The sequence below is a fragment of the Microbacterium algeriense genome (assembly GCF_008868005.1).
Lineage (GTDB): Bacteria > Actinomycetota > Actinomycetes > Actinomycetales > Microbacteriaceae > Microbacterium > Microbacterium algeriense.
Window position 1 is genome coordinate 942,378 of record NZ_WAAO01000002.1, and the last position, 20,916, is coordinate 963,293.

The following is a 20,916-nucleotide window of genomic DNA, read 5'->3' on the forward strand; positions in this document are numbered from 1 at the left end:
GGCATGGACAAGGCCGCGACGCTCACCTGGCTGCGCCGGATCTCCGGTGACATCGCCTCGGTGACGATCAAGCGCCTGGAGGACACCCTCCCGTGGTACGCCGACATGCCACCAGCCCGCCGTTCCGCGGTCGGGCTGGTGGCCCAGGCGGGCATCACGTCGTTCATCCAGTGGTATGAGGATCCGACCTCCACTCCGTGGATCGCGGCGGACATCTTCGCCGCGGCGCCCCGAGAGCTGCTGCGCAGCGTCAGCCTTCAGCAGACGCTCCAGCTGATCCGCGTGACCGTGGAGGTCACGGAGGAGCGCGTCGCGGGACGAGGAGACGACCTCCGCGAGGCCATCCTGCTCTACTCGCGCGACGTCGCCTTCGCGGCCGCCGACGTGTACGCCAGGGCCGCCGAGGCCCGCGGACTCTGGGATGCGCGACTGGAAGCACTCGTCGTCGACTCGATCCTCACAGGCGAGGCGGACGAGGAGCTCCCGAGCCGGATCGCTGCGCTCGGCTGGCACGGTCATGGCGAGGTCGCCGTGCTCGTCGGCACGACTCCCCCGCAGTTCGACGTCGATCTGGTGCGCCGCACGGCGCGCAAGCTCGCCGTCGACGTGCTCATCGGCGTGCAGGGCTCGCGACTCGTCCTGGTGCTCGGCCGCGCGCGTGTCGAAGGTCAGGAGGGCGAGGAGGAGGAGCTCGGCTTCCTGGAGATCGCGACCCGCCTCGAACCGTCGTTCGGCCCCGGGTACGTGGTGCTCGGCCCCGAGGTCGCGGCACTCGTGGATGCGAGCCAGAGCGCGCGCGCGGCACTCGCGGGATTCGCGGTCGCCCGCGCGTGGCGCGGTGCGCCCCGTCCGGTGGAAGCCGACGACCTGCTCCCGGAGCGCGCCCTCGCCGGCGACCCTCTGGCGAAGCAGACGTTGATCGAGCGCATCTTCCGACCGCTCCAGGCGCACTCGACGGATCTCGTGACCACGCTCTGGAGCTATCTGGACAACGGGCGCTCGCTGGAGGCGACGGCCCGCGAGCTGTTCGTGCACCCGAACACCGTGCGCTACCGCCTCAAGCGCGTGAGCGAGGTCATCGGCTGGGATGCCACCGGGCCTCGCGAAGCGCTCATCCTGCAGACGGCGCTGATCCTGGGTTCCATCGGCGCGGCGGATCAGGGGCGTCGACGCACCCCGCTGCGACGCCCTCCGCGCTGACACCGCGGGAGGATCTGTACGCCACACACAAGGGTTTTTCGGAATCTTGTGATGGATCATCCACCGCTCGGCCACAATCGTTGGCAGACTGGGTGGGTGATTGTCGTCGTATGCCCTGGACAGGGCTCGCAGACCCCTGGATTCCTCGCCCCCTGGCTCGAACTCGACGGAGTGACCGAGCGCCTCGCCGCGTACTCCGACGCCGCCGAGGTCGATCTGCGTGAACACGGCACCGTGTCTGACGCCGACACGATCCGCGACACGCGCATCGCGCAGCCGCTCATCGTGGCCGCTTCGCTGATCGCCGGCGACGCCCTGGTGCAGAGGGCGGGCCGTCGCGCCGACGGCATCGCCGGGCACTCGGTGGGTGAGATCGCCGCCCTCGTCGGCAGCGACGTCATCGACGCCGAGACCGGCATGCGCCTGGTCGGCATCCGCGGCCGCGCGATGGCCGACGCCGCCGCGCGGACCCCCACGGGCATGAGCGCGGTCCTCGGCGGCGACGAGGAGGCCCTCCTCGCCCGCCTCGCCGAACTCGACCTCTCGCCGGCGAACTACAACGGCGGCGGACAGATCGTCGTCGCCGGCGCCCTTCCCGCTCTGGCGGCTCTCGCGGAGGAACCCCTCAAGGGCACCCGTGTCGTACCTCTGCAGGTCGCCGGCGCCTTCCACACGCGTTACATGACCTCCGCCGTCGCCGCACTGCGCGACGCGGTCTCCGACGTCGTACCGAAGGATCCGGACATCACCCTCTGGTCGAACCGCGACGGATCCGCGGTCGCGGACGGCGCGCAGGCGCTCGAGTATCTCGTGGACCAGGTCTCGTCGCCTGTGCGCTGGGACCTGTGCATGCAGTCCTTCGCCGAGGCGGGCGTCACCGGAGTGATCGAGCTCGCGCCGGCCGGAGCGCTGGTCGGGCTCGCCAAGCGCGGACTCCGCGGCGTGCCGACCGTCGCCGTGAAGACCCCCGAAGACCTCGATGCGGCCGTCGCGCTGCTGAACGGAGAAGCCGCATGAGCGCCACGCTCGCCCAGGCCACCGGCCCTGCCTACACGCGCATCTACTCCTACGGCGCGGCCCGCGGAGAGAACGCGGTGCCGAACGACGACCTGATCGGACCGATCGACTCCAGCGACGAGTGGATCCGGCAGCGCACCGGAATCATCACGCGCGTCCGCGCCGACAAGGACACGGACGCGATCGACCTCGCGACGACCGCGGCGGCGGAGGCGATCGAGAAGGCAGGGGTGCCCGCCGACCAGGTCGACCTGGTGATCGTGGCCACGGTCAGCAACCCGAAGCAGACCCCCTCGGTCTCGGCCATCGTCGCCGACCGCGTCGGAGCCAACCCCGCCGCCGCCTATGACATCAACGCGGCCTGCGCCGGATACGCCTACGCCATCGCCCAGGCCGACGCGCTGATCAAGGCGGGTACGGCGCGCTACGCGCTCGTGATCGGCACCGAGAAGCTCTCCGACATCGTCGACCCGGCCGATCGCAGCATCTCGTTCCTCCTCGGGGACGGTGCCGGCGCCGCGCTGATCGGTCCCAGCGACACGCCCGGCATCTCGCCCGCCGTCTGGGGTTCGGACGGTTCCAAGGCGGACGCGGTGGGCATGAACGCCACTCTCACCGAGTTCCGCGACGGCGAGGTGCCCTGGCCCACTCTGCGGCAGGAGGGGCCGACGGTCTTCCGCTGGGCGGTGTGGGAGATGGCGAAGGTCGCGCGCGAAGCGCTGGACAGGGCAGGCGTCGAGCCGTCCGACATCGCCGCGTTCATCCCGCACCAGGCCAACATGCGCATCATCGACGAGTTCGCCAAGCAGCTCAAGCTGCCGGAGACCACCGTGATCGCCCGCGACATCGAGACGACCGGCAACACGTCCGCCGCATCGATCCCGCTGGCCAGCCACCGGCTGATGGCCGAGCACCCGGAGCTCTCCGGGGGCCTCGCGCTGCAGATCGGCTTCGGCGCCGGTCTCGTCTTCGCCGCCCAGGTCGTCGTCCTTCCCTGAGAATGCGCTGACCTTCCCTAGACTGTTCCACGGTTCCGAAAACAACCCGCAAGAAAGAGGAAGACCACATGGCTTTCACCAACGATGAGGTCCTCGCCGGCCTCGCAGAGCTGATCACCGACGAGACCGGCATCAACGCCTCGGAGGTCGCCCTGGAGAAGTCGTTCACCGACGACCTCGACATCGACTCCATCTCGATGATGACGATCGTCGTCAACGCCGAGGAGAAGTTCGGCGTCACCATCCCCGACGACGAGGTCAAGAACCTCAAGACCGTCGGCGACGCCGTCAACTTCATCGTCGCGGGCCAGGAGTAATCCCGGCAGGATGCCACCCCCGCCCCGGCGGGGTGTGGCATCCTCCGTCCTGCCCTCCTCCCCCCGTTCGACTTCGTTTCGACAAGGAACCACCCCCATGACCAAGCGCATCGTCGTCACCGGCATCGGCGCCACCTCCGCCATCGGCGGGACCGCACCCGAGAACTGGACGAACCTGCTGGCCGGCGTGTCCGGTACCCGCGCCCTCGAGCACGACTGGGTGGAGCAGTTCGAGCTCCCCGTCACGTTCGCGGCCGAGGCGGTCGTCCGCCCGGAAGAGGTCCTCCCGCGCCACGAGGCGAAGCGTCTCGACCCGTCCTCGCAGTTCGCGCTGATCGCTGCACGCGAGGCATGGGCGGATGCCGGCTCGCCCGAGGTCGCGCCCGAGCGCCTCGGTGTCGACTTCGCGACGGGCATCGGCGGCCTGTGGACACTCCTCGACGCCTGGGACACCCTGCGCGAGAAGGGACCGCGCCGCGTCATGCCGCTCACGGTCCCGATGCTCATGCCGAACGCGGCGGCCGGGAACCTGTCGCTGCAGTTCGAGGCGCGCGCCTACGCGCAGACCGTCGTCAGCGCCTGCGCGTCCAGCACGGAATCCATCATCCACGCCTTCCACCACCTCCAGGAGGGCCTCGCAGACGTCGTGATCGCCGGCGGCACCGAGTCCGCGATCCACCCGATCACGATGGCCTCGTTCGCTTCCGCGCAGGCGCTGTCGCGCCGCAACGACGACCCGGCGCACGCCTCGCGTCCCGGCGCGATCGACCGCGACGGCTTCGTCATGGGCGAGGGCGCCGCCGCGCTCATCCTCGAGACCGAGGAGCACGCGCAGGCACGCGGCGCCAAGATCTACGGCTACGTGCTGGGAGGCGGCGTCACCGCCGACGCCTACCACATCACGGGCAACGATCCCGAGGGCAAGGGGGCGGCACGAGCCGTGACGCAGGCGCTCGCGGAGGCGGGCATCACCGCCGACCAGGTCACGCACATCAACGCGCACGCGACGTCGACCCCGGTCGGCGACCCCAACGAGTACGTCGCGTTGAAGAAGGTCTTCGGAGACCGCATCGACGAGATCCCGGTGTCCGCCACGAAGGCGTCCACCGGACACCTCCTCGGTGGCACGGGAGCGCTGGAGGCGATCTTCTCGCTCCTCGCACTGCGCGACCGTATGGCGCCGCCGACCATCAACATGACCGAGCCCGACCCCGCTGTCCCGTTCCGTCTGTCCGGAGAGCCGACGCCGCTGGGTGACGGTCCGCAGTACGCGATCAGCAACTCCTTCGGCTTCGGCGGCCACAACGCCGTGCTGGTCGTCGCCGGCACCGACTGACCTCGGCCCGATCACGCAGAGAGGCCCTCGGACGATCCGAGGGCCTCTCTGCGTGCGAGGAGGGCGTCGTGCGCTAGGAGCGCGTGACGGCGAGTCGGCGTGAGCGCGCCGCGCGTCTGCGCGTGATGCGCGGCAGGAACCACCCGATGAGCGGGCCGATGCCGAAGGCGAACAGCACGGTGCCCACGCCGACCGGGCCGCCGAGCAGGAAGCCGATCAGCAGGACTCCGCCTTCGATCAGAGTGCGCACGAGCCACACGGGCCATCCTGTCCGGCCGACGAGTCCGGTCATCAGCCCATCACGCGGACCCGGGCCGAAGTCGGCGGCGATGTACAGGCCGGTCGCGAAGGCGAGCAGCAGCATGCCGAACACGAACATCGGAGCGCCGATCCAGACGGAGTCCGGCTGCGGGATCACGGCGAGAGCGAGATCGGCGCTGGGGCCGACGAGCAGAGCGTTCAGGACGGTTCCCAGTCCGAGACGCTGACGCAGCGGGATCCATAGCACGAGGACGACGATCGAGATCAGGACGGTCATGATGCCGTAGCCGATACCCGTCTGTCCCGCCAGGCCGAGCGCCAGCACGTCCCAGGGCGAGACGCCGATGCTGCCGCGCACCATTAAGCCGAGGGCGACGCCGTAGAGGAACAGGCCGACGAGAAGCTGGACGAGGCGTTCGACGAGGTCCCGCCGACTCGTGGCGGCGACGGGGAGGAGCACGGCACGGAGGAGCATGATCCCACTCTGACGCGTGGACGTATCGGGACAGGGAGGCCAGTGCCGGAAAGTGGCCTGCATTTTTCAGGCCACTTTGCGGCATGCTGGGGGAATGGGATCACGACTCGTCGAACAGCTCGGAGCGCACCATGTCGCCGGCGCGACAGCGACCGCCCTGGCTGACCAGATCCGCGCGCTGATCCTCGACGGGCGGCTCACGGTCGGCGAGCGTCTGCCCAGCGAACGATCGCTCGCGCTCGAACTGCGACGATCGCGCTCGACCATCACGCGCGCATATGGGCTGCTGGAGGCCGACGGGTACGTCTCGCGCGTGCACGGCGGAAGCACCCGCGTCACGCTGCCCCACGCTCACGCAGCTCCGGGGACCGACGCCGAGGACGGTGCGATCGACCTCTCCATCGCGTCGATGGACTCGACCCCCGGCCTCTACGACGCCACGGTGCGCTCGCTCCCCCGCCTCGCGGCGCTCCGCGGAACGAGCGGCTACTCGCTGCGAGGACTCCCCGAACTGCGCGACGCCGTCGCACAGCGCTTCACCGAGCGCGGCGCGCCGACCTCCGCTGACGAGATCATCATCACCTCGGGCGCACTCAACGCCGTGAACCTGATCCTCGCGGCGATCGGACGCCGCGGAGAGCGCGCCCTGGTCGAACAGCCGACGTTCCCGCATGCGCTCGAAGCCCTGCACCGCCACGGCTACCGTCCGGTGCCCACGCCGGTCGATGTCGACGGCTGGGACACGCGGCACCTGACCGAGACGCTGCTCAGCACACGGCCGCACATGGCCTATCTCATCCCCGACTTCCACAACCCGACCGGAGCCACCCTCGGCGACGAGGACCGGGCACGCGTCACGGCGACGGCCCGCAACGTGGGCACCCACCTCATCGTCGACGAGACGACGACGGAGCTCGACATCGACCGCGGGTGGGCCCCCGCCCCTATGGCGGCGAGCGGACCGAACGTCATCACGGTCGGATCGATGTCGAAGATCGCGTGGGGCGGCATGCGCATCGGCTGGATCCGCGCAGAGCGGCCCCTCATCGCACGACTGCTTGCCGTGCGCCCGTCGTTCGAGCTCGGCACCGCGCTTCTCGAGCAGTGCATCGCCGTCGAGCTGCTGTCGGACATGTCCGCTCTGACCGCGCACGTCCGCGACCGCCTCAGGGAGGGGCGGGCAGCCGTCGAAGCCGGGGTGACCGCGATTCCCGGCTTCGTGGTCCCGCGGACGCCGGGGGGCCTCTCGGCCTGGGTCGACATCGGTTCGCCGTCCTCCACGGCGCTGTCGCTCGCCGCCCGCGAGCGAGGCCTGATCCTGCCGCCCGGCCCGCGTTTCACGACCGGGGGCGTGCTCGAACGTCGACTGCGCATCCCCATCACGCTGCCGCCCGAACGGACCGCTGAGGCGATGGGGCGCCTGTCACAGGCCTGGCAGGACGTCCGCGGCGGGACCGCCTCCCGCGCGGAGGAGCTGCGCCACGCCGCGGTGATCTGAGGCGGCGACGACGAGGACCCCGCCTCGTGCCCGGGGCGGGGTCCTCGTCGTGCGGAGCGGGGGGACGTCTTCTCAGCGTCCGGGATGAGTCACCGGCATCCGATACTCACGCCTCCCCCGCTCCCGGTCCGTGTGGTCGGGTCAACCGACCTTGTGCAGCCACACGACGCGCGCATCGTCGCTGGCGTGGCGGAAGGGCTCGAGCTCCTCGTCCCAGGCCGAACCCAGGGCAATGTCGAGTTCGCGCTGCAGCTCGACGGCGCTGCCTGCCGCGATCTCCATCGCGTAGCGGATGCGGTCCTCGCCGATGACGATGTTCCCGGCGGCATCGGTCTGGGCGTAGTGGATGCCGAGGTCGGGCGTATGCAGCCACCGTCCGCCGTCGCTGCGGGGCGTCGGATCCTCGGTGACCTCGAAGCGGAGGTGCTCCCAGCCGCGGATCGCCGTCGCGAGAGCGGCACCGGTGCCGACGGGGCCGTCCCAGTAGAACTCCGCGCGTCGCGAGCCCTCGAGCACCGGTTGCTCGGTCCAGTCGAAGTTCACCGCACGCCCGATAGCGCGACCCACCGCCCATTCCAGGTGCGGGCAGAGCGCGCGTGGCGCAGAGTGGATGAACACCACTCCGCGTGCGTAAGCCGTCGCCATGATCTCTCCGTTTCATCAGGTGCGTCTTCCCCTACGACCTGAACCACGAAGTGGCGAGAATATGCGGTTGTGCCCTCATTCTCGCGGAGTTCTCCGCAAATCACAAGCATGTGATTCGACGACGAAGGCCCCGGTCACCGGACCGGGGCCTTCGTTCGCTTCGACGAGCTCAGCGACCCATCGTGAGGACGCTCAGCGACCCATCGTGAGGACGCTCAGCGACCCATCGTGAGGACGCTCAGCGACCCATCGTGAGGACGCTCGGCGACCCATCGTGAGGACGCTCAGCGACCCATCGTGAGGAGGGTCAGGCCTCGCTCATCGCCTGCTTGACCTGCTGGCCCTTGGCGGCGTAGTAGGCCGCGCGCGCGGCGTCCTTGCGAGCCTGCTCGGCGTAGCCGAACTCCAGCGTCTCCTGGTCGACCTCGTAGTTGGGGACGTCGTCGGTGCCGTGGTACTTCTCGATGTACGCGTCGAGCTCGGGACCCGAGGTCCACGACGTGATGAGGCAGTAGCGCGGCTCCGTGCCGTTGTGCGTGGCCGCGTGCCACAGACGCTGGGTGTCGACGATCAGCTGAGCGCCGGCCGGAAGGGCGATGCGGTACTCGATGCTCGGGTCGGTGCGGTTCTCCCGCAGGACGAAATAGCTGTCCTTGTCGTCGGTCAGGTTGAAGAAGCCGCGGACGACCCAGCCCGTGCCGTCGGGGTTCAGACGGTTGTTGTCGTCCTGGTGAAGGTTGTAGAGGCAGTCGCCGTAAGGGGTCGGCTGCAGCTCGATGACGCGGCAGCGGCCGACGTTGGCGCCGGGCTCCTGCGCGCGGCGCGTCAGGTTCGGGGCCTTCGCGACCTGCGAGTCGATCCAGACGCCGTCCTTGTCGGTGCGCGGCGGCTTGTGGTTCCAGAAACCGTTGCACTCGATCTCGCCGAAGGCGCTGGCGAGGGGCGCGAAGCGGGTGTCGCCGGACGACTTCCAGTCGTTGTACTCGAGGTCGAGCCACTCCTTGGGGTCGAGTTCCTGGTTGTAGCTGTCGAGGACGACGAAGCCCTTTTCCTCGAGCGCAGCAGACTTGATGTAACCCATGATCGAGTCATGTTCCTTTCATCGGGGGCCAGCACGTTTTAACAGGCCCTGATAAGGCAAGCCTAACAGCGGCACCCGTGCGCCCCTCGGAGGTGCGCCGTGGATAACGGAATAGACTGATCGGGGCGCCCGGCCGGTCCTCGGCGTCCGTCGCCACGAGAGGACGAGACACCAGTATGAGCACCGCGACCAACGTCGAGGCGACAGCAGTCAACACGATCGAGTGGCTCGCGGCAGGCACGACGGGCATCGTGGTCCCCGTCTATCAGCGGCAGTACCGGTGGGACATCGGCGGCTGCGAACGGCTGCTCTCCGACATCCGCGCCGTCGCCGCGGAGGACGCCGACCACCGCCACTTCATCGGCTCGATCCTCTCGGCGCAGGACGGCTCCTCCGCAGACAGCGACCTCATCCTCATCGACGGCCAGCAGCGCATCACGACCCTGATGCTGCTGGTCGCTGCGCTGCACCACGCCGTGCGCGAGAGCGACCCCGGTCTGGCCGCGGAGCTGTCGCGTGTGCTCGTGCGCCCGGACGGGACCGGCCGGACCAAGCTGCGCCCGCACGACGCGTGGGCCGAGCTCTACGAGTCCGTGGTGCTGGACCGCAGGGACGACACGGAGCGCGAGTCCCGCTTCGACGACAACTACGCGTTCTTCCGCAGCCAGATCCACGTCGAGGAGGCGCCACTCATCTGGCAGGGGCTGCAGAAGCTGGAGCACGTGTCGATCACGCTCGGCACCAGGGCGAACGCGCAGCAGATCTTCGAGAGTCTGAACTCCACCGGCGAGCCGCTACGCGATCACGAACTCATCCACAACTACATCCTGATGGGACTGAGTCACGCCGAGCAGCGCGACGTCGAGGAGCGCTTCTGGCTTCCGATCGAGCGCCACACCGGCGAGGCGATCGGCGCGTTCTGGCGCCACTATCTCGTCATGGTCACCGGACGGGAGCTCGCGGCGAACGGCGAGCACGGCGTGTACAGCGCGTTCCGACAGTCGTTCCCGCGCGTCGACGTCACCCATCTGCAGTCCGACGCGGAGACCTGGCGGCACTTCGCCGAGATCTACGGCATCCTCCTGGACCCCTCGCTCGAACCGGACGAGGAGATCGCCCGCCACCTGCGGTACGTCGGCACGTTCGGACGTTCATCCGCCCCGCTCGTGATGAGCGCCTACAGCGACCATGCCCGCGGCGTCATCGACCGGGCCGAGCTGATCCAGACCCTCGAGTGGCTCCAGGCGCTGTACCTGCGCCGCGCCCTGGTGAACCTGCCCGCCGAGCGACTCATCGCCCGCCTCTGCCGAGCCCGCGAAGAGGGCAGGGAGTCCCTGGCCCGGGCGTTCGCGCGTATCACCCCCTCCGACGAGCGGGTCAGCGCCGTGCTCAAGTACAGCGAACTCCCCTATCCCGCGTATGTGCTCGGACGCCTCGAGGGGGTCGCCGATACCGATGACTACGACGTCGAGCACATCGTGCCCGCTGTGCCGGGCGATGCCTGGTCGGGAGACGGCGTCCGCCCGTGGAGCGAATACTCCGAGGACGAGCAGAACAGCCACCGCGCGCTGGCTCCGACCCTCGGGAACCTCACCCTGCTCGAGCAGGGGCTGACCGAGCGGGTGTTCGGCGCCTCGTTCCCGGTCAAGCGCGACGAGGCCTACGCCCGCAGCGCCGTCGCCGCGACCAGGGAGCTCGCGGACGCGGGGTCCTGGGGAACGGCAGCCATCACACAGCGGACCGTCGCGCTCACGGCCGATCTCGTGCGGATCTGGGCCCGCCCCGCGCTACCGGAGATCGACGACGACGGGCTGACACCCATCCTCGACGCCGTGCGCCGCCGCGGGTGGCCCGCCGGCTGGGAGCGCGAGTTCGACTACGTCGAGTACCGCGGTGAGCGCTGGGAGGTGTACGACGTCAAGCACCTCTTCAACCGGGTGTTCCGTCGCGCCTGGACGGACACCACGGCCGCGGCGCTCGCATACTGCGCGGCCCACGGCGGTCCCATCTACGACGAGAGGGCCTGGAAGGGCCAGTGGGATGAGCTCGACGACACCCACTTCCTCTACATGGGCTGGGACTCCAATTACATGATGACCGCGGTTCAGGGCGTGCTCGAGGAGTCGGGCATCGCCTCGGAGGTCTTCGTGAAGTACTCCTACATCGGGAACGTGATGTGACCATGGCCACCGTCATCCGCCGCCAGCTGCTGGATCTCTCCGTCGAGGAGCACACCCTGACCGTCCCGCTCGTCTGGGACGATCCCGCTGACGCGCGCACGATCGACGTGTTCGCCGCCGTCGTCTCCCGCGAGGGCGGGGAGTCGCTGCCCTACCTGGTGTTCCTCCAGGGCGGCCCGGGACACGAAGCTCCCCGACCGTTCCACTCCCCGACCGCCCCGGCGTGGCTCGACCAGGCACTCGCCCACTACCGCGTCGTGCTTCTCGATCAGCGAGGGACAGGACGATCGACCCCCGTGGGGGACGACGACCTGACGCGCGGAGCCGATGCCGTCGCCGAGCATCTCACCCACCTCCGCGCCGACGCGATCGTGCGGGACTGCGAGGCACTGCGGGCGCATCTCGGCGCCGACCGCTGGAGCGTGCTCGGCCAGTCCTTCGGCGGGTTCACGACCCTGGCGTACCTCTCCACGCACGCATCCTCCCTGCAGGACGTCTTCGTCACGGGCGGCCTCAGCGCCATCGGCCGACGCCCCGACGACGTCTACGCGCTCTGCTACGACAAGATGCGCACGGCGAGCGAACGGTACTACCGACGTTTCCCCGAGCATCGCGAGGCCATGCGCCGGCTCGTCGACCTCGCCGACGACGGGAAGATCGTGCTGCCGGACGGCGAGGTGGTCTCCCGGTCGCGCCTGCGCTCGGTCGGCTCCGCGCTCGGCACGGATGACGGCTGGCAGACGGTGTGGTCCCTGCTCGAGCGCGACCCCTCGTCGAACGCGTTCCGCTACGATCTCCTGCACGCGATGCCCTTCGACGGTCGCAATCCGCTCTACTTCGCGTTCCACGAGTCCAGCTACGCGGACGGGCACGCCACCCGGTGGTCGGCGGAGCGCACCGAGCCGGACGACTTCCGCGACGATCCAACGCTCTTCACGGGCGAGCACATCCGGCGGGAGTGGACCGAGACCGTCCCGGCCTTCCGCCCCTGGCGCGACGTGACCCTCGCACTGGCGGAGTTCGCATGGCCGCGGATCTACGACGCGGACGCGATCGCCGCGTCGGATGCGACCGGGGCGGCCGCGGTCTACGTCGACGACGTCTACGTTCCCGTCGACTTCTCCCTCGAGACCGCCCGGCTGCTGCCGGGGGTGAAGCTGTGGGTGACGAGCGAGCACGAGCACAACGGCCTGCGCACCGGTCCTGTCCTGTCTCGGCTCATCGACCTCGCACACGGGCGTCGCGTCCGCTGAGGGTCCGCCTCGAGGAGGATGCCGCGCGTCCAGACCCGGCTTATGGTGGGGTCCATGAAGGATGTCATGGCGTGGACGACGCTGGCCTTCGTGCTCGTCACGGGGCCTGCGCTCCTCATCATGGGGATGATGCACACGTTCTCCCGCAAACCGGTCGAGCAGAAGTACGAGCACGGCGCGGGCGGCGGCCTGGTCGGGGTCTTCGACGCCGTGTGGTCGCCCAGCGCGCACGAGGCCGGCCAGGAGCGTGACCGGCAGACCAGGCGCACAGCACCGGCACCCGCCCCCGGCGATCCGCCCGGCGCGCTCGAGGACGGCCGGATCGTCATCCACGTCCGCGAATGACGAAGGCCCCTCGATTCCGGGGAATCGAGGGGCCTTCGCGGAAGCGGTCGTTACTTGGACGACCCGCCGAAGCCCTTGAAGCGCTGGTTGAACTTCTCGACGCGGCCGGCCGAGTCCATGATGCGCTGCTTGCCCGTGTAGAAGGGGTGCGAGGCCGAGGAGATCTCGACGTCGATCACCGGGTACTCCACGCCGTCCAGCTCGATGGTCTTGTCGCTGGTCACGGTCGAACGGGTGAGGAACGTCTCGCCCGAGCCGAGGTCGCGGAACACGACAGCCTTGTAGTCGGGGTGAATGTCAGTCTTCATGGGATTCCTTAGTTGCTGCCCTGGATTGTGCCAGGGACGAGGGAAGTCTGCGGTGCAGAGAGCACCAAGGGTCGATTCTATCAGTACTTCGACCAGCTCAGTAACCCAGGCGGATGAGGTCGGCGCCGGGGTCAGGAGGCGGCGCGAGCCGCGTACCGACCGTCTTCGCTGGTCAGGGTGATCGGCATGCCGAAGGTCTCACCGAGTGCCTCGGCGGTGAGCGTCTCCGCCAGGGGGCCGGCAGCGACGACCGAGCCGTCTCGGATCAGCATCACGTGCGTGAACCCGACGGGGATCTCCTCGACGTGATGCGTGACCATGAGCATGGCCGGGGTGGTCGGCGCGGAGGCGTATCCGCTGAGTAGCGCCAGCAGCTCCTCGCGGGAGCCGAGATCGAGGGAGGCCGTGGGCTCGTCGAGGAGCAGCAGCTCAGGGTCGGTCATGACCGCTCGCGCGATCTGCACGCGCTTCTGCTCGCCATCGCTGAGCGTGCCGAAGGTGCGATCGGCCAGGTGCTCCAGACGCCAGTCGCCCAGCACACGCAGCGCGCGGCGCTCGTCGATGGCTTCGTAGTCCTCGTTCCAGCGACCGAGGACGGAGTAGGCGGCGGTGAGGACCGTGTTCAGGACGGTCTCGTCGCGGGGGATGCGCTTGGCCATCGCGGACGACGCGAAGCCGATACGCGGACGCAGCTCGAAGACGTCCGTGCGTCCCAGGGTCTCCCCCAGGACGGTCACCGTTCCGGATGTCGGGTGCATGAGCGTGTCGGCCAGCTGCAGCAGCGTCGTCTTGCCCGCGCCGTTCGGTCCGAGGATCACCCACCGCTGATCGTCCGCGACCTCCCAGGTCACGTGATCGATGATGTTGCGCCCCTCTCGGCGCACGACGACGTCGGTGAATTCCAGAGCGCTCGGCATGGTCCCAGCCTATCGGCTCAGGCGGTCAGCTCCGCGTAGAGCGCGCGCGTCGTCTCGGCGATGGCGGCCCAGCTGAAGTCGGCTCGCGCACGCTCGCGCCCCGCCTCGCCGTACGCGCGCGCCCGCTCCGGATCCATCGCGACCTCGGTCAGCACGGCGGCGAGGTCGGCGACGTAGCGATCCGGATCCACGGGGGTCCCTGTGCCGTCCTGCAGCTGCTCGATCGGGACCAGTCTTCCCGTGACATCGTCCGCGACCACCTCTGGGATGCCGCCCGTGGCGGTGCCGACGACCGCAGCCCCACAGGCCATCGCCTCGAGGTTCACGATCCCGAGCGGCTCGTAGATCGACGGGCAGACGAAGGTCGTGGCGGCGGTGAGGATCGCCGACAGCTCCTCCCGCGGCAGCATCCGCTCGATCCAGATCACGCCGTCCCGGGTCTCCTGCAACCCGCGCACGCCCTCCTGGACCTCGGCCATGATCTCCGGCGTGTCGGGAGCCCCGGCGCAGAGCACGAGCTGCACCTCCGGGGGCAGCAGCCGAGCCGCCCGCACGAGGTACGGCAGTCCCTTCTGCCGGGTGATGCGCCCGACGAAGACGACGGACGGACGGCTCGGGTCGAGACCGATCGACCGCAGGAACGCCTCGTCCTCCACCGGATGCCACCTCTCCACGTCGATGCCGTTGTGGATCACGCGCACCTTGGCCGGGTCGACCTGGGGGTAGCTGCGGAGGATGTCGGCGCGCATTCCGGCGCTGACCGCGATCACCGCCGCCGCGTTCTCGTAGGCGAGACGCTCGATGCCGCTGGAGATCGCGTAACCGCCGCCGAGCTGTTCCGCCTTCCAGGGGCGCAGCGGCTCCAGGCTGTGCGCGGTGAGCACGTGCGGGATGCCGTGCAGCTGTGCGGCGAGGTGTCCGGCGAAGTTCGCGTACCACGTGTGCGAGTGCACCACGTCGGCGTCTGCGATGGCCGACACGATCTCGAGATCCGTCCCCAGCGTCTGCAGCGCGGCGTTCGCGCCGGCGAGCTCGAGGGGAGTCCGGTAGGCGAAGGTGTCATGCTCGTCCCGCGGATCGCCGAACGCGCGGACGCGCACCTCGATGTCCTGCCTGAGGGCTGCGACGAGCTCGGCCACGTGCACGCCGGCACCGCCGTACACCGCGGGCGGATACTCCTTGGTGATCATCTCAACTCGCATGTCTGAACGCTAGTACAGCGACGAGGAAGCCATCTATGGTTGACCCATGTCCGCTCCAAAGAAGGTCTTCGGGATCATCCTCGCCGGCGGCGAGGGCAAGCGCCTCATGCCCCTCACCGCGGATCGCGCGAAACCCGCCGTGCCCTTCGGCGGGCAGTACCGCCTGATCGATTTCGCGATCTCGAACCTCATCAACTCCGGTCTGCGTCAGATCGTCGTGCTGACGCAGTACAAGTCGCACAGTCTCGACCGACACATCTCGCAGACCTGGCGGATGTCGGCCCTGCTCGACTCGTATGTCGCGTCGGTGCCCGCACAGCAGCGCCTCGGCAAGCGGTGGTTCTCCGGATCGGCCGACGCCATTCTGCAGAGCATGAACCTGATCAACGACGAGAAGCCCGACATCGTCGTGGTGATCGGCGCCGACCACGTGTACCGCATGGACTTCCGGCAGATGCTCGAAGCGCACATCGCCTCGGGCGCCAAAGCGACCGTTGCCGGCATCCGTCAGCCGATCGCGCTGGCCTCGCAGTTCGGCGTGATCGATGCCGACGCGGAGTCCGGCCGGATCAAGCAGTTCCTCGAGAAGCCGACGGATGCCACGGGTCTGGACGACTCGCCGCACGAGGTGCTCGCCTCGATGGGCAACTACATCTTCGACGCCGACGCGCTGATCGCCGCGGTCGAAGCCGACGGCGAATCCCCCGTGTCCGGTCACGACATGGGCGGCGACATCGTCCCCTACTTCGTCGAGCGCGGCGAGGCCGGCTACTACGACATGAAGCAGAACGAGGTGCCGGGCTCCTCGCCGCGCGACCGCTCGTACTGGCGCGACGTGGGGACGATCGATTCCTTCTTCGATGCGCACCGCGACCTGATCTCGACGCTGCCGATCTTCAACCTCTACAACATGGAATGGCCGATCCACTCGCAGGCGGTCAACTCCCCGCCCGCGAAGTTCGTCCGCGACTCGGTGGGCCGCATCGGCAACGCGATCGACTCGATCGTCTCCCTCGGGTCGGTGCTCTCCGGCACGCATCTCGAGAGGAGCGTCGTGGGGCCCTGGACTCTCGCGGGCGGCGGATCCACCATCACGGACTCTGTCGTCTTCGATCACGTGCAGGTCGGACAGGGGGCCCGCGTGCACAGGGCGATCCTGGACAAGAACGTCGTGCTGGCGGACGGTGCGACGGTCGGCGTCGACCGCGAGCGGGACCTGTCCCGCGGATTCACCGTGACGGAGTCGGGGATCACCGTCGTCGGCAAGGGCGTCTTCATCGAACGCTGAGCAGCGGCGCGACGGCCGCCGCGGGATCGCTAGGCTCGACGGGTGACCGCTGCGCGCTTCCTCGTCGTCCTCGATGCCGATTCCACCCTCATCCGGAACGAGGTGATCGAGCTGCTCGCCGATGAGGCCGGACGACGCGACGAGGTCCAGGCGGCGACGGAAGCGGCCATGCGCGGCGAGGTCGATTTCGCGGCGAGCCTGCGCTCCCGCGTGGCGGCGCTGGAAGGCGTCCCCGTCTCGGCGTTCGAGCGGGTCCGCGGTCGCATCGAGCCGACGCCGGGAGTGCGTGAGCTCACGACGGCCGTGCACGAGCGGGGCGGTGTGGTGGGCGTGGTGTCGGGCGGCTTCCACGAGATCCTCGACGACATCGCGCCCCGACTCGGGGTGGATCGCTGGCGGGCCAATCGCCTCGAACTCGCGGACGGCGCCTTGTCCGGGCGCGTCGACGGCGAGATCGTGGACGGCGCTGCGAAGGCATCCTCGCTGCAGGAATGGGCATCCGAGCTCGGCGTGCCCGCTCGCGCGACGATCGCGATCGGCGACGGCGCCAACGACCTGCCCATGATGGCCGTGGCCGGACTGGGCCTCGCCTTCAACGCGAAGCCCGCCGTCCGTGAGGCCGCGAGCCTCGTGATCGGCCCGCAGGATCTGGCCGCGGTCATCCCGCTGCTCCCCTAGCCCGTCGCAGATCCGCACCCCATCGCACCCCGAGCCCCCGATCCCTGCGACCCCGTGCGGAAACCACGACCCCGTGCGGAACTGCGACCCCGCTGCAGAACTGCGACCCCGCGCGGAAGCTGCGACCGCATACGGAACCAGCAACTCCGCCGGCACGGCGCAGATTCTCGGCCCCGTCGCAGCAATTCACCCGAAGCCGTGCGACGCCGGGCGGAAACTGCGACGCCGGGCGGAAACTGCGACGCCGGGCGGAAACTGCGACGCCGGGCGGAAACTGCGACGCCGCGCGGGGGCGGGGTGCGGATGTCGGGGGTGGGCGCTAGCGTCTGCGCATGGACATCATCCTCATCCCCGGACTCTGGCTCGATGCCTCCAGCTGGGAAGACGTGACGCCGGCCCTCGAGCGGGCTGGCCATCGGACGCACCCGTTGTCCCTCCCTGGACTGGGTGAACCGGCCTCTGCCTCGGCGGGCATCGGTATCGCGGACTGGATCGCGGCTGCCGTCGCCGCTGTCGACGCCGCCCCGGGCGAGGTGGTCGTCGTCGGGCACAGCGGCGGAGGCAACGTCGCATGGGGCGTGGCGGACGCTCGTCCGGATCGGGTGCGGCGGGTCGTCTTCGTTGACGCCGTGCCTCCGCCCGCCGGGACGGGGATCAGCGAGTTCACGGTCGTGGACGGCGTCGTACCGTTCCCCGGCTGGGACTTCTTCCCCGAGGAGGACGTGCACGATCTCGATGAGCCCACCCGCGCCCGCACGGCACCTCTCACACGGAGCGTCCCGGCCCGCGTGCCGACCGATGGCATCACGCTGGAGAACCCGGACCGATACCACGTGCCGGTGACGCTGCTGATGGGCGGACTCGATCAGCCGACCTTCGAGGGCATGATCGAGCAGTGGGGGCCCTACGCCGAGGAGTACCGGGCCATCCAGGACGCCGAAGTCATCCGGATCGGCTCCGGACACTGGCCGCAGTTCTCCGTGCCGGAGCGTCTCAGCGAGCTCCTCGTCGCCGCCGTGGATCGCTGAGGTCGGGCTTCGAGGTCAGTGACCCATCCCGAGACCGCCGTCGACCGGGATGACGGCGCCGGAGATGTAGCCCGCGTCGTCGCCGGCCAGCCAGGTCACCACGCCCGCGACCTCGTCCGGGGTGGCGAACCGACCGGCAGGGATGTTGGCCTTGTACTGCTTCTGGGTCTCCTCGGGGAGTTCCGCGGTCATATCGGTCTCGATGAATCCGGGGGCGACGACGTTCGCGGTGATGCCGCGGCCTCCGAGTTCGCGGGTGAGCGACCGGGCGAACCCGACGAGCGCGCTCTTGGACGCGGAGTAGTTGACCTGCCCTGCCGAGCCGTAGAGACCGACGACGCTCGAGATCAGGATGACGCGGCCGAAGCGCGCACGGAGCATGCCCTTCGATGCCCGCTTGACGACGCGGAAAGTGCCACCGAGGTTGGTCGCGACCACGCTGTCGAAGTCGTCCTCGCTCATGCGCAGGAGCAGCGTGTCCTTGGTGATGCCGGCGTTCGCGACGACGATCTCGACGGGACCGAGTTGCTGCTCGACCTCGGTGAATGCCGCGTCGAGTGCCGCGGCATCCGTCACATCCGCACGCACGGTGAGCGTTCCCTCGGGTCCCTCACCGCTGCGGGCGGTCACGGCGACGCGATAGCCCTCCGTGACGAAGCGCTCGGCGATCGCACGACCGATTCCCCGATTGCCACCGGTGACGAGGACGACGCGCTGAGCACTCATGGGGGAACTCCTGATCTGTACCGAGGATCCGGGATCCCGGACCGTCAACGATCCTACCGACCGCGCCCGTTCCGACCGCGTCGGTGTTTGACACGCGACCACGGTCCTGGAACCCTGATCGTGACGAAAGGGTTCCTCGTGAGCGATGACCGCATCCCCTCCCCCGGTGGCGAGCCGCCGTTCACCCCGCCCCCGCCGCCCGCGCCGACCGGTTCAGCCCCTACGCCGCCTCTCCCGGCTTCCGCGGTCCCGCCTCCCGTGCCTCCCCAGCCCTCGCAGACGCAGCAGTACCCGGGCGCAGCGCCGAGCTATGCGCCGCCGGTGCAGCCGCCGTATGGGGTCGCACCCGCACCCCGGGCGCCGCAGGGGTATGCGCCGCCGCCTGCCCAGCCGACCTACGGCACGGCGCCGGGGCAGCCCGGTTACGCCCCCTACGCCCAGCCGTATCCGATCGCCGCTCCGCGCCCCACCAGCCCCCTCGCGATCACCTCTCTCGTGTGCGGCCTCGCCGGGGTGGTCCTGTTCTGGGCGATCATCCCCGTCCTGGCCTCGATCGCAGCGGTCATCACCGGGCACATGGCGCTCGGGCAGACCAAGCGCAATCCGGCTCTCGGCGGGCGCGGCATGGCGATCGCCGGCCTCATCCTCGGTTACATCGTCCTCGGGATCGCCGCGTTCACTCTGATCAGCACGATCATCAGCTTCCTGTTCGTCGGAGCGTTCAGCATGCCCTTCCTGTTCACGAGCTGAGCGTCCGCACGACGGCACGCCGCAGCAGCCGCATCGGCGTAGGCTGGAAGCATCGTGAAGAACGCGCGCGAAGTCCCCGCTGTCACCTCTCTCCCGCAGTCGCCGCGGGACGAGAGCGACCACCGCGTGCGCCGCTACGCGCTGACGATGTCGATCCGCATCGTCTGCTTCGGGCTGATGGTTCTCGTGCAGCCCTACGGCTGGTACACCTGGGTCTTCGGCATCTCGGCCGCAGTGCTCCCGTACATCGCCGTGGTCTTCGCCAACGCCGGAAGCGACAGCACCGAGACGGCTGCGGAGTCACCGCGGCGCGAGCTGGACGCACCGGCACCCGCGCCCCTCGATGGGCCGACCGCTCCCCCGCAGGTGATCACGATCCACGAAGGCCACAGAGACCGATGACAGATCTCGTCTGCTCGCGCGCCGGCTGCCGGAGCGCGGCCACCAAGCACGTCGTGTGGCGGAACCCGCGCATCCATGCCGCCGACCGGGAGAAGGTCTGGCTCGCCTGCGACGAGCACGTCGGATTCCTGCGCGACTATCTCGCCGCCCGTGACTTTCCCGTCTCGGTCCGCGACGGGGTGCCGGCATGAGTGCGCGCTTCATCCGATGGACGGTGTACGTCCTCATCGCGATCGGCTTCGCCGTCGCCTGCGTCTTCCTGTCGAACTGGCAGTTCGAACGCAATGAGTCCCGCGCCGCGCAGATCGAGCTCGTCGAGCAGAACTACGACGCCGACCCCGCTCCCCTCGCGGACTTCATCGGCGCCGACGGCGAGCTCGACCCCGCGGACGAATGGCATCCGGTCCTTCTGCGCGGCGAGTATCAGGCCGATGAGCAGGTGCTGGTGCGCAACCGCCCGCACGGGGGCACGAGCGCATTCGAGGTGCTGGTTCCCTTCCGCGACGTCGACGGACGTGTGTTCATCGTGGACCGCGGATGGGTGCCCCCGGGCGACGGCGATTCCCCGGATGCCGTCCCGGCGCCGCCGTCTGGCGAGGTCGAGGTGATCGTGCGGCTTCGCCCGGGCGAGCAGCTGCCTGCGTCCGGCCGTGGCGCCCCCGAGGGGCAGGTCCCCACGATCCACCTGCCGTCCATCGCCGAGCGTGTCGACGGTGACGTCATCACCGGAGCGTACGGGCGGATGGTCAGCGAGGATCCGGCCGGCGCCAGCGCACTGGGCGGGTTCGATTCTCCGACGGACGACCCCGGCCCGCACCTGTCCTATGCGATCCAGTGGATCCTGTTCGCCCTGATGGGCTTCATCTTCATCGGATACATCATCCGCACGGAGATCGTGAAGCACCGGGAAGAGGTCGAGGGCGTTCCCGCCCCGGTCGCGAAGCGGCCCCGCAGGGACCACGATGCGAGCGTCGAGGACGAACTGCTCGACGCCCGCTGAGGATTGCGGGC

The 20,916-nt window shown here is 69.4% G+C and carries 23 protein-coding genes; 16 read left to right on the top strand and 7 right to left on the bottom strand.

Translation table 11 applies throughout. The annotated features are described in order from the left end of the window. The first annotated feature begins 3 nt into the window (after positions 1 to 3). From F6A08_RS12140 to F6A08_RS12160, 5 genes are all read left to right on the top strand, one after another. Entirely contained in the window at positions 4 to 1,200 is a 1,197-nt protein-coding gene (locus tag F6A08_RS12140) for a PucR family transcriptional regulator (protein WP_017202246.1), read from the top strand. A 96-nt stretch (positions 1,201 to 1,296) separates the two neighbouring features. Then, positions 1,297 to 2,217 (top strand): ACP S-malonyltransferase, encoded by a 921-nt coding sequence (locus F6A08_RS12145; protein WP_151459550.1) that lies wholly within the window; start codon positions 1,297 to 1,299, stop codon positions 2,215 to 2,217. Beyond that, positions 2,214 to 3,215: a beta-ketoacyl-ACP synthase III gene (locus F6A08_RS12150; RefSeq protein WP_124895624.1), complete on the top strand. Its 1,002-nt coding sequence runs from the start codon at positions 2,214 to 2,216 to the stop codon at positions 3,213 to 3,215. The genes F6A08_RS12145 and F6A08_RS12150 overlap by 4 nt, the downstream gene beginning before the upstream one ends. 68 nt (positions 3,216 to 3,283) lie before the next feature. Then, on the top strand, positions 3,284 to 3,532 hold the full coding sequence (locus F6A08_RS12155) for an acyl carrier protein (protein WP_017202249.1): 249 nt from the start codon (positions 3,284 to 3,286) through the stop codon (positions 3,530 to 3,532). A 97-nt stretch (positions 3,533 to 3,629) separates the two neighbouring features. Next, positions 3,630 to 4,868: a beta-ketoacyl-[acyl-carrier-protein] synthase family protein gene (locus tag F6A08_RS12160; RefSeq protein ID WP_151459551.1), complete on the top strand. Its 1,239-nt coding sequence runs from the start codon at positions 3,630 to 3,632 to the stop codon at positions 4,866 to 4,868. 73 nt (positions 4,869 to 4,941) lie between these two features. On the opposite strand, the gene yczE is transcribed toward F6A08_RS12160, so the two are convergent. Next, the gene (gene yczE / locus F6A08_RS12165) at positions 4,942 to 5,604 is read right to left on the bottom strand and encodes a membrane protein YczE (RefSeq protein ID WP_151459552.1); all 663 of its coding nucleotides are present in this window, start codon (positions 5,602 to 5,604) and stop codon (positions 4,942 to 4,944) included. Between the two features lie 94 nt (positions 5,605 to 5,698). Here yczE and yczR point away from each other — a divergent pair, with 94 nt between their 5' ends. After that, positions 5,699 to 7,102 (top strand): MocR-like transcription factor YczR, encoded by a 1,404-nt coding sequence (gene yczR / locus F6A08_RS12170; RefSeq protein ID WP_017202252.1) that lies wholly within the window; start codon positions 5,699 to 5,701, stop codon positions 7,100 to 7,102. A gap of 141 nt (positions 7,103 to 7,243) precedes the next feature. Here yczR and F6A08_RS12175 read toward each other — a convergent pair whose 3' ends face one another. Both F6A08_RS12175 and F6A08_RS12180 read right to left on the bottom strand, forming a co-directional pair. Next, the gene (locus tag F6A08_RS12175; RefSeq protein WP_026049737.1) at positions 7,244 to 7,747 is read right to left on the bottom strand and encodes a DUF3145 domain-containing protein; all 504 of its coding nucleotides are present in this window, start codon (positions 7,745 to 7,747) and stop codon (positions 7,244 to 7,246) included. Positions 7,748 to 8,054: 307 nt separating this feature from the next. Then, positions 8,055 to 8,828 (bottom strand): hypothetical protein, encoded by a 774-nt coding sequence (locus F6A08_RS12180; protein WP_017202254.1) that lies wholly within the window; start codon positions 8,826 to 8,828, stop codon positions 8,055 to 8,057. A 176-nt stretch (positions 8,829 to 9,004) separates the two neighbouring features. Between F6A08_RS12180 and F6A08_RS12185 the strand changes: the two genes are divergently transcribed. Genes F6A08_RS12185 through F6A08_RS12195 form a run of 3 tightly spaced genes read left to right on the top strand, consistent with a single transcriptional unit; the run spans position 9,005 to position 12,606 of the window. Next, entirely contained in the window at positions 9,005 to 11,008 is a 2,004-nt protein-coding gene (locus F6A08_RS12185) for a DUF262 domain-containing protein (protein ID WP_151459553.1), read from the top strand. Continuing rightward, a complete protein-coding gene (locus F6A08_RS12190; protein WP_151459554.1) occupies positions 11,005 to 12,261 on the top strand; it encodes an alpha/beta hydrolase in 1,257 nt (418 codons plus the stop codon). The genes F6A08_RS12185 and F6A08_RS12190 overlap by 4 nt, the downstream gene beginning before the upstream one ends. A 54-nt stretch (positions 12,262 to 12,315) precedes the next feature. Beyond that, on the top strand, positions 12,316 to 12,606 hold the full coding sequence (locus F6A08_RS12195; protein ID WP_225855818.1) for a hypothetical protein: 291 nt from the start codon (positions 12,316 to 12,318) through the stop codon (positions 12,604 to 12,606). Between the two features lie 50 nt (positions 12,607 to 12,656). On the opposite strand, the gene F6A08_RS12200 is transcribed toward F6A08_RS12195, so the two are convergent. The 3 genes from F6A08_RS12200 to glgA all read right to left on the bottom strand — a co-directional run bounded on the left by F6A08_RS12200 (position 12,657) and on the right by glgA (position 15,033). Next, positions 12,657 to 12,914, bottom strand: coding sequence for a type B 50S ribosomal protein L31 (locus F6A08_RS12200; RefSeq protein ID WP_017202258.1), 258 nt, complete (start codon positions 12,912 to 12,914; stop codon positions 12,657 to 12,659). Between the two features lie 131 nt (positions 12,915 to 13,045). Then, a complete protein-coding gene (locus F6A08_RS12205; protein WP_017202259.1) occupies positions 13,046 to 13,831 on the bottom strand; it encodes an ABC transporter ATP-binding protein in 786 nt (261 codons plus the stop codon). Positions 13,832 to 13,848: 17 nt separating this feature from the next. Continuing rightward, complete coding sequence (gene glgA / locus F6A08_RS12210; RefSeq protein ID WP_151459555.1) at positions 13,849 to 15,033, bottom strand: glycogen synthase; 1,185 nt, start codon at positions 15,031 to 15,033, stop codon at positions 13,849 to 13,851. A 46-nt stretch (positions 15,034 to 15,079) separates the two neighbouring features. Between glgA and F6A08_RS12215 the strand changes: the two genes are divergently transcribed. From F6A08_RS12215 to F6A08_RS12225, 3 genes are all read left to right on the top strand, one after another. Beyond that, entirely contained in the window at positions 15,080 to 16,321 is a 1,242-nt protein-coding gene (locus tag F6A08_RS12215) for a glucose-1-phosphate adenylyltransferase (protein ID WP_017202260.1), read from the top strand. Between the two features lie 42 nt (positions 16,322 to 16,363). Then, entirely contained in the window at positions 16,364 to 16,999 is a 636-nt protein-coding gene (gene serB, locus F6A08_RS12220; protein ID WP_151459556.1) for a phosphoserine phosphatase SerB, read from the top strand. 332 nt (positions 17,000 to 17,331) lie between these two features. After that, positions 17,332 to 18,027: an alpha/beta fold hydrolase gene (locus F6A08_RS12225; RefSeq protein ID WP_151459557.1), complete on the top strand. Its 696-nt coding sequence runs from the start codon at positions 17,332 to 17,334 to the stop codon at positions 18,025 to 18,027. 15 nt (positions 18,028 to 18,042) lie between these two features. Here the strand turns inward: F6A08_RS12225 and F6A08_RS12230 are convergent, their stop codons facing one another. Then, entirely contained in the window at positions 18,043 to 18,753 is a 711-nt protein-coding gene (locus F6A08_RS12230; RefSeq protein ID WP_017202263.1) for a beta-ketoacyl-ACP reductase, read from the bottom strand. Between the two features lie 138 nt (positions 18,754 to 18,891). Between F6A08_RS12230 and F6A08_RS12235 the strand changes: the two genes are divergently transcribed. From F6A08_RS12235 to F6A08_RS12250, 4 genes are read left to right on the top strand one after another with little or no spacing between them, the layout of a single operon-like run. Continuing rightward, positions 18,892 to 19,503: a DUF4190 domain-containing protein gene (locus tag F6A08_RS12235; protein WP_225855819.1), complete on the top strand. Its 612-nt coding sequence runs from the start codon at positions 18,892 to 18,894 to the stop codon at positions 19,501 to 19,503. A 54-nt stretch (positions 19,504 to 19,557) separates the two neighbouring features. After that, complete coding sequence (locus tag F6A08_RS12240) at positions 19,558 to 19,905, top strand: DUF3099 domain-containing protein (protein WP_017202265.1); 348 nt, start codon at positions 19,558 to 19,560, stop codon at positions 19,903 to 19,905. Continuing rightward, complete coding sequence (locus F6A08_RS12245) at positions 19,902 to 20,096, top strand: hypothetical protein (protein WP_151459558.1); 195 nt, start codon at positions 19,902 to 19,904, stop codon at positions 20,094 to 20,096. Before F6A08_RS12240 ends, F6A08_RS12245 begins: the two co-directional genes overlap by 4 nt. Beyond that, entirely contained in the window at positions 20,093 to 20,905 is an 813-nt protein-coding gene (locus F6A08_RS12250) for an SURF1 family cytochrome oxidase biogenesis protein (protein WP_151459559.1), read from the top strand. Before F6A08_RS12245 ends, F6A08_RS12250 begins: the two co-directional genes overlap by 4 nt. Positions 20,906 to 20,916: the final 11 nt, after the last annotated feature.